Source organism: Frankia sp. AiPs1 (assembly GCF_023716945.1).
In the GTDB taxonomy this organism is placed as follows: domain Bacteria; phylum Actinomycetota; class Actinomycetes; order Frankiales; family Frankiaceae; genus Frankia.
In genome coordinates this window covers 1-6,444 of sequence record NZ_JAMQQF010000325.1, presented here as the reverse complement: position 1 = coordinate 6,444, position 6,444 = coordinate 1, and the positions used below count along the sequence as shown (strand labels likewise).

Below are 6,444 nucleotides of genomic sequence, written 5' to 3'. Positions count from 1 at the left end.
GGGGCGAGGGTGGTTCCTCGGCCGCCGGGGCGCCCGGGGGCGGCGGCGCGGCCGAGGACGGCGGGGCGCCGTCGAGGCTGGGGACCGCCGCGAGCAGGGCCTGGGTGTAGGGATGGCGCGGTTGGGCGTAGAGCTTCTCCACCGGGGCGATTTCGCAGATCCGTCCCAGGTACATGACCCCCACCCGGTCGCTGACCTGCCGGACGACGGCGAGGTCATGGGCGATGAACAGCAGGCTGAGCCGCCGCAGCCGCCGGGTGTCCGCCAGCAGGTTGAGGATCTGCGCCTGCACCGACACGTCGAGGGCCGAGACCGGCTCGTCGCAGACGACGAGCTCGGGGCGCAGGACGAGCACCCGGGCGAGTGCGACCCGCTGGCACTGGCCGCCGCTGAGCTCGAAGGGTCGTCGCGGACCGATGGTCGCCGGGTCGAGGCCCACCGCGGTCAGGGCGTCGGCGACCTGCCGCTGCGGGGATCCGGGCAGTCGGTGGACCGCTAGGCCCTCGGCGACGAGGTCGGCGACGGTGCGCCGGGGATTGAGCGAGGACGCCGGATCCTGAAAGATCATCTGCAGGCGGGGGCGGACCCTGCGCAGCTCTCGCCCGGGCAGCCGGGCGAGATCGTGGCCGTCGAACTCCACCTGGCCGGCCGTGGGACGGCGCAGCATCATCACCGCCCGCGCGGTCGACGACTTGCCGCACCCGGACTCTCCGACCAGCCCGAGGGTCTCGCCGCGGCGGATGCTGAAGCTCACCCCGCGCACCGCGCGCACGGTCGACCCGCGCGGCCCCGGGTACTCCACGACGAGGTCCCGGACCTGCAGGAGACGATCCTCGCCGGTCATGGCGCATCTCCACCGGCGTCGAGGCGGCCTGCGGGCGGCGGGACCCGGACGGGCTGGCCGTGGAGGCCGCCCGGGTCAGGTGCGCCCGGCGTCCCCGCCGCAGTGGGCGTCGCAGTGGGCGTCGCGATGGGTGTTGCACCGGGTGTCGCAGTGAGTGTCGCAGTGAGTGTTGCGGTGGGTATTGCATCGGGTGTCGCAGGGGGCGTCGGGTGGAAGCAGGCGACGGTGTGCGCCCGGGTCGGGGCGGCCGCGTCCGAGGCCAACGTGATCGGGCCGGTGACCGTGGTGGGTCGCGGACTCTCGCGCCGGCATCGCGGTTGCGCCCGGGGGCAGCGGGGGGCGAACCGGCAGCCGGCGGCGGGGTCGACCGGGATGGCCGGCTGGCCGGGCACGGTGTCCAGCCGGGCGTGGATCGGCCGGTCCAGGCGAGGGGTCGAGGCGAGCAACGCGGCGGTGTAGGGGTGGCGCGGCGCGCGCACCACCGCCGGTGTCGGACCGCTCTCGACGATCTGACCGGCGTACATCACCATGAGCCGTTCGGTCCGTTCCGCGACGACGGCGAGGTCATGGGTGATCAGCAGCATGCCCATGCCCTCGCCGCGCTGCAGGTCCGCGAGCAGGTCGAGGATCTGGCGCTGGACCGTGACGTCCAGGGCGGTCGTGGGCTCGTCGGCGAGCAGCACCCGCGGTCCGCAGGCGACGGCCAGCGCGATGGACACCCGCTGGCGCATCCCGCCAGACAGCTCGTGGGGGTAGCTGGCCGCCCGCCGCTCGGGGTCGGGGATGCCGACCCGGGCTAGCAGGCCGACCGCCTGGTCGCGCGCCGCCCGCCGATCCAGGCCGCGGCGCAGCCGCAGCGACTCGACGAGCTGCCGGCCGATCCTCGTCACCGGGTTCAGGGCGGTCGCAGGGTCCTGGAACACCATGGCGAGACCGGGACCGAGCACCTCGCGCAGGTCCCGAGGGCGGGCGTCGAGCAGGTTCCGGCCGGCGAACCGCACCGACCCGGACGTGCGGGCCGCCGGTGGCGCCAGCCCCATCACCGTGCGGGCCAGCATCGTCTTGCCCGAACCGGACTCGCCGACGACGCCGAGCACCTCGCCCGCGCCGAGGGTGAAGGAGACGCCGTCCACGGCGTGCAGCGCTCCGCCCCGGGTCGGCAGGATCGTGGTCAGGGCATCGACGGCCAGCAGCGGCGCCGGTGGCCGGGGGTCCCGGCGGGCGTCGACGCTCATCGCAGCCCGGAGGCGCGGGAGTCGAACCGGCGACGGGCATGGTCGCCGACGACGGTGAACGACGCGACGGTCAGGAACACGCAGAGCGCAGGGATGAACACCAGGTAGGGGTCGCCGTCCAGGTAGGGTCGTCCGTCGTTGATCATTCCTCCCCAGCTCGGTGCCGGCGGGGGCACGCCGAGGCCCAGAAAACTCAGCGACGCCTCCGCGACGACGGCGAACGCCATGAACACGAACGCGAACGGCGACAGTCGCAGCAGGACTGCCGGCAGTACCTCGCGTCGCAGGATGCGCCAGGGGCCCGTGCCCAGCACCCGCGCCGCGTCCACGTAGGGCCGGTCGACGATCGCCAGGGTGCTCGCGCGGGCGAGCCGGGCGAAGCTCGGCATGCCCACGACCGCGAGTCCGAGGACGATCGTGACCGTGCCCCGACGGCCTACCGCGGCCACCGCGAGCAGCAGGACCAGGGCGGGCACCGCCAGCAGGGCGTCGAGGACCAGGCTGATCGCGGCGTCGACCCACCGCCGGAAGTAGCCCGCGACGATCCCGGTCACCAGCCCCGCGGCCATGGCGAGCGCCGCCGAGCCCACCCCGACGAGCAGCGACTCCCGGGCGCCGTAGACCACCCGGGAGGCCACGCTGCGACCGATGGCGTCGGTGCCGAGGAACTCGGCCGCCCACCGCGGGGCGGTTCTCGTGCCGACGCCGGGCACGATGGCGCCGTAGGGGCGCAGCGGCAGCAGGTCCGCGACCACCGCCGCGGCCACGACCAGTGCGATCCAGCCGAGCGCGAGCCAGCGGGACAGTCCCCGCAGGCCCCTCGGTAGGCCGGGCCGACGCCGCGCGCCCGTCTCGCCCGTCTCGCCCCTCTCGCCCGTCTCGCCGGTGCCGGTGACGGCGCTCTGGCGGGTCTCGGCGGTCCCGCCGGGTCGTCCCGCCCCCGTGGAGTCCGGTGCTGCGCCGGTTGCGCCGCCGTCCGGTGCCGGTGTCGTCGTCGTCATGCCGGCCGGATCCGGACCCGTGGGTCGAGGTAGCCGTACGCGACGTCGGTGACGGCGGTGGCCGCGCAGTACACGACCGCCAGGAACATGACGACGCCCTGCACGACCGGGACGTCCTTCGCGGTGACGCTGGTGACGATGAGCTGCCCGACGCCCGGCAGCGCGAACAGCACCTCCACCACCACCGCGCCGCTGATGAGCTGACCGATGCTGATCCCGGTCAGCGTGACCAGGGAGAACGACGAGGGCCGCAGGGCGTGGCGGAACAGGATGCGGCGCACCGGCAGCCCCCGGGAGCGGGCCGCGAGGATGTAGTCCTCCTGCAGGGTGGTGATCATGTCGGCGCGCAGCATCCGGGAGTAGGTGGGGACGAGGGCCAGCGCCAGGGTGGCGGCCGGCAGGACGGCGTGGTGGAGGTTCGCGCCGAGACCGTCGGCCGCGGGCACCCAGCCCGTCGCGGGAAAGCCACCGACCCGCAGCGCGAGCAGGTAGACAAGCCCCAGGGCGAGAACGAACGGCGGGGTGGAGATCAGCCCGGAGGAGGCCACCGACCAGGCGCGGTCCACCCGGCCGTCGGCCCGGTGCGCGGTGAGGACCCCGACCGGCACGGCGATCGCCAACGCGGCGCCGAGGGCGAGCAGCACCAGCTCGCCGGTCACCGGCAACCGTGCGGCGATCGCGGTCAGGACCGGCTCGCCGGTGAGGTACGACGTCCCGAAGTCGCCGTGTGCGATCCCGATCATCCAGCTCCAGTAGCGGCTCAGGAAGGGGTCGTCGAGGTGGAGCTGCTGGTGGACGGCGGCGATCTGCTCGCCTGTCGCCTGGTCCCCCAGCAGCGCGAAGGCGGGATCACCAGGGGTGAGATTGATGAGGAACGAGACGCCGAAACCCACCAGGAGCAGCACCGCACCGGTGCGCAGCAGCCTGCGCCCGACCAGCCGGGCGATCGCGCCGCGGCCTGTCGCCACCGCCTCACCCCGCCTTGGACAGACGGGTGATGTCGAGGACGCCGTCGTTGATGATCGGAAGGTTTCCGTCGGCGAAGGTCGACTTCCCGTGGAGGTACTGGCTGGGCAGCCGGTAGAGGGGTCCGGCGAGCGGGACCTTCGCGGCGATGACGCGCTGTGCGGCCTCGTAGGCCCGCGTGCGAGCGCCGTCGTCGGTGGACTGCTGGCCGTCGCGCAGCGCTGCGTCGAGCGCAGGGTCGGAGAACTTGCCGTAGTTGCTCGGTCCGCCCGTCGCCAGGTTGAGTGCGAGCTGCGGGTAGGGGTCCACGAACCGTGGCGTGCCGGTGAGGGTGGCCTGGAAGGCGCCGGTGAGCACCGGCAGCGTCTGGGCCATCGCGTCGACCTTCACCCGGACGTTGTGGAACCCGGCCAGCCGGGACTGCACCCACTCGGCGACGTTGCTGAAGTTCAGCGGGGTGACGATCGTGAACGACACGGGCTTGCCCGCGCGGGCGAGCTCGTCGAACAGGGCCTGCGCCCGGGCCGCGTCCGGTCCGGGCACGGGCACGGAGCTGTGCAACGGGGAGTCCTCGCGCAGGAAACTGGTGGGCACCTTCGCGGTCCCGTCGAACAGGGCCGCGTTGAGCGCCTTCGGGTCGAGGGCATAGGCGACCGCCTGCCGGGCGCGGAGATCGTCGAACGGCGCGGCGGTGACGTTGAACAGCAGGTTGAGGCCGCCGTCGCTGAAGGTCTGCTGGTTGATCAGGCCCGCCTTGGCGGCGGTGATCCCGGTGCGGAGGTTGGCGGAGAAGGCGACGTCCGCGCCGCCCGCCAGCAGCGTGTTGTAACGCTGCGTCTCGTCCGGGACGGTCTTGACCACGATGGTGTCCACGTTGGCGTGCGCCGAGGAACGAGGGTTGCGGGCGAGCGTCACGTGATCGTTGCGGAGCCACTCCCGGACGGTGAACGCCCCCGCGCCGACCGGCGCCGTCTTGAAACCCGCCCCCTTGGCCCGCAGCGCGGTGGGGGAGCCGATGAACGTCAGCGGGGTCTGGGCGACCAGCCGTGGAAACTGGGCGTCGGGCGCCTTCAGCGTGATCCGCAGCGTCACCGGATCGACGACGGTGAGCGAGGCGATCCGCTGGGCGACCGCGGCGCTGCGCGACTTCCTCGACGGGTCGGCCAGCAGGTTCCAGTTGTCCCGCACCGCCGCCGCGTCCAGCGGCGTTCCGTCGCTGAAGACCAGCCGGTCGTGCAGGCGCAGGGTCCAGGTCAGGTTGTCGGTGGAGCCGAGCGAGGTGGCCAGGCGGTACTGCAGCCCGTCGGCGGGGGTGAGCGCGACCAGGGCGTCGTACACGGCAAGTCGCTCGATCGACCCGGAGATCATCTGCAGGCCGAACCCGTCGTCGGTGGACAGGTCGATCGGGTCCGCCGGCCACAGGACGGTCAGCGTCCCCCCGGCCCGTGGGGAGCCCGCGGGGGATGAGGACGACGACGAGCCGCAGGCCGTGAGCAGGCCGACGGTCGCGGCCAGCAGCGAGGTGATCATGATCGCTGCGGCCCGGGTGAACCGCCGCGCCGCCGGGCGGAGCGGGCGGGTGAGGTGAGTCTGTTCCATGATTTCGAGCGGCTCCGTCGGAGGCATGAGGTCTGGGTGTGTCCGGTGGGTGCGTTTCTGCGGGTCGGACCGACGGGTGCCGCTGGCCGGGCGGTCGGGGCGACGCGGCGCCGGCCACCCCGGGGGGCCCGGCGGCACGGTCAGATGCCCGCGCGTCTGATGCCCGCGCCGGCCAGGATTGCCGCTCCCTTTCAGGAGACTGAACTCGTCGGTACAACGGACAATAACGAGTACCCCACCGACTTGGTGAGGAATCCGCCAACTTCGCTGCCCGGCGGGCCGACCGGGCGCGGCGGCGGACGTGGTGGCGGTAGTGGTGGCGGGCGTGGCGTGGTGGGGCAAGCCCGCCTTTAGCGGCCGCGCGCATGATCGACCCGGACGGGATGGACGGGACGCCGCGGGACCGGCACCGGCCGAGGCATCGACGGGAACGGTGGGACGTGGCGACGGTGGGACGTGGGCACGGTGGGACCTGGGGGCGTCTGCGCGCGGCCGCGGGACGATGGGTTCGCCTGCTCGGCCGTGAACTGCAGGCCGCTGGGGAGAACGCCGCCTTCGTCTTCTGCGGCTGGTGGGTCGGGCCGCTCGGTGACAATCCCGCGACCGCCGGCGGTCCGCCGCCCCCGCCGGCCGGGATCTCGCCGACCTGGATCTCGCCGGTTTGGACCCCGCCGGTTTGGACCTCGCCGGCCTGGACCCCGCCGGCCGGGATCTCGCCGGCCTGGACCCCGCCTGGCGTTGCCGTCCCACCAGTGCCCACCGCCTTCGCGCCTGCCCCCGCGCCGGCGACGGGCTCGGC

General features: G+C 73.8%; 5 protein-coding genes. All 5 read right to left on the bottom strand.

Going from position 1 to position 6,444, the window contains the following annotated elements; translation table 11 throughout:
• The coding region (locus tag ND748_RS21945) for an ATP-binding cassette domain-containing protein (protein WP_251747865.1) at nucleotides 1–844 on the bottom strand (844 nt) is incomplete at its 3' end.
• A complete protein-coding gene (locus tag ND748_RS21940) occupies nucleotides 841–2,079 on the bottom strand; it encodes an ABC transporter ATP-binding protein (RefSeq protein ID WP_251747864.1) in 1,239 nt (412 codons plus the stop codon). The genes ND748_RS21940 and ND748_RS21945, both read right to left, overlap by 4 nt.
• Complete coding sequence (locus ND748_RS21935) at nucleotides 2,076–3,080, bottom strand: ABC transporter permease (RefSeq protein ID WP_251747863.1); 1,005 nt, start codon at nucleotides 3,078–3,080, stop codon at nucleotides 2,076–2,078. Before ND748_RS21935 ends, ND748_RS21940 begins: the two co-directional genes overlap by 4 nt.
• On the bottom strand, nucleotides 3,077–4,048 hold the full coding sequence (locus tag ND748_RS21930) for an ABC transporter permease (RefSeq protein WP_251747862.1): 972 nt from the start codon (nucleotides 4,046–4,048) through the stop codon (nucleotides 3,077–3,079). Before ND748_RS21930 ends, ND748_RS21935 begins: the two co-directional genes overlap by 4 nt.
• A gap of 4 nt (nucleotides 4,049–4,052) precedes the next feature.
• Nucleotides 4,053–5,645: an ABC transporter substrate-binding protein gene (locus ND748_RS21925; protein ID WP_251747861.1), complete on the bottom strand. Its 1,593-nt coding sequence runs from the start codon at nucleotides 5,643–5,645 to the stop codon at nucleotides 4,053–4,055.
• Between the last annotated feature and the right edge of the window lie 799 nt (nucleotides 5,646–6,444).

Coding starts and splice junctions, on each gene's coding strand:
- ND748_RS21940 (WP_251747864.1), bottom strand. CDS start 2,079: ATGAGCGTCGACGCCCGCCGGGACCCCCGGCCACCGGCGCCGCTGCTG.
- ND748_RS21935 (WP_251747863.1), bottom strand. CDS start 3,080: ATGACGACGACGACACCGGCACCGGACGGCGGCGCAACCGGCGCAGCA.
- ND748_RS21925 (WP_251747861.1), bottom strand. CDS start 5,645: ATGGAACAGACTCACCTCACCCGCCCGCTCCGCCCGGCGGCGCGGCGG.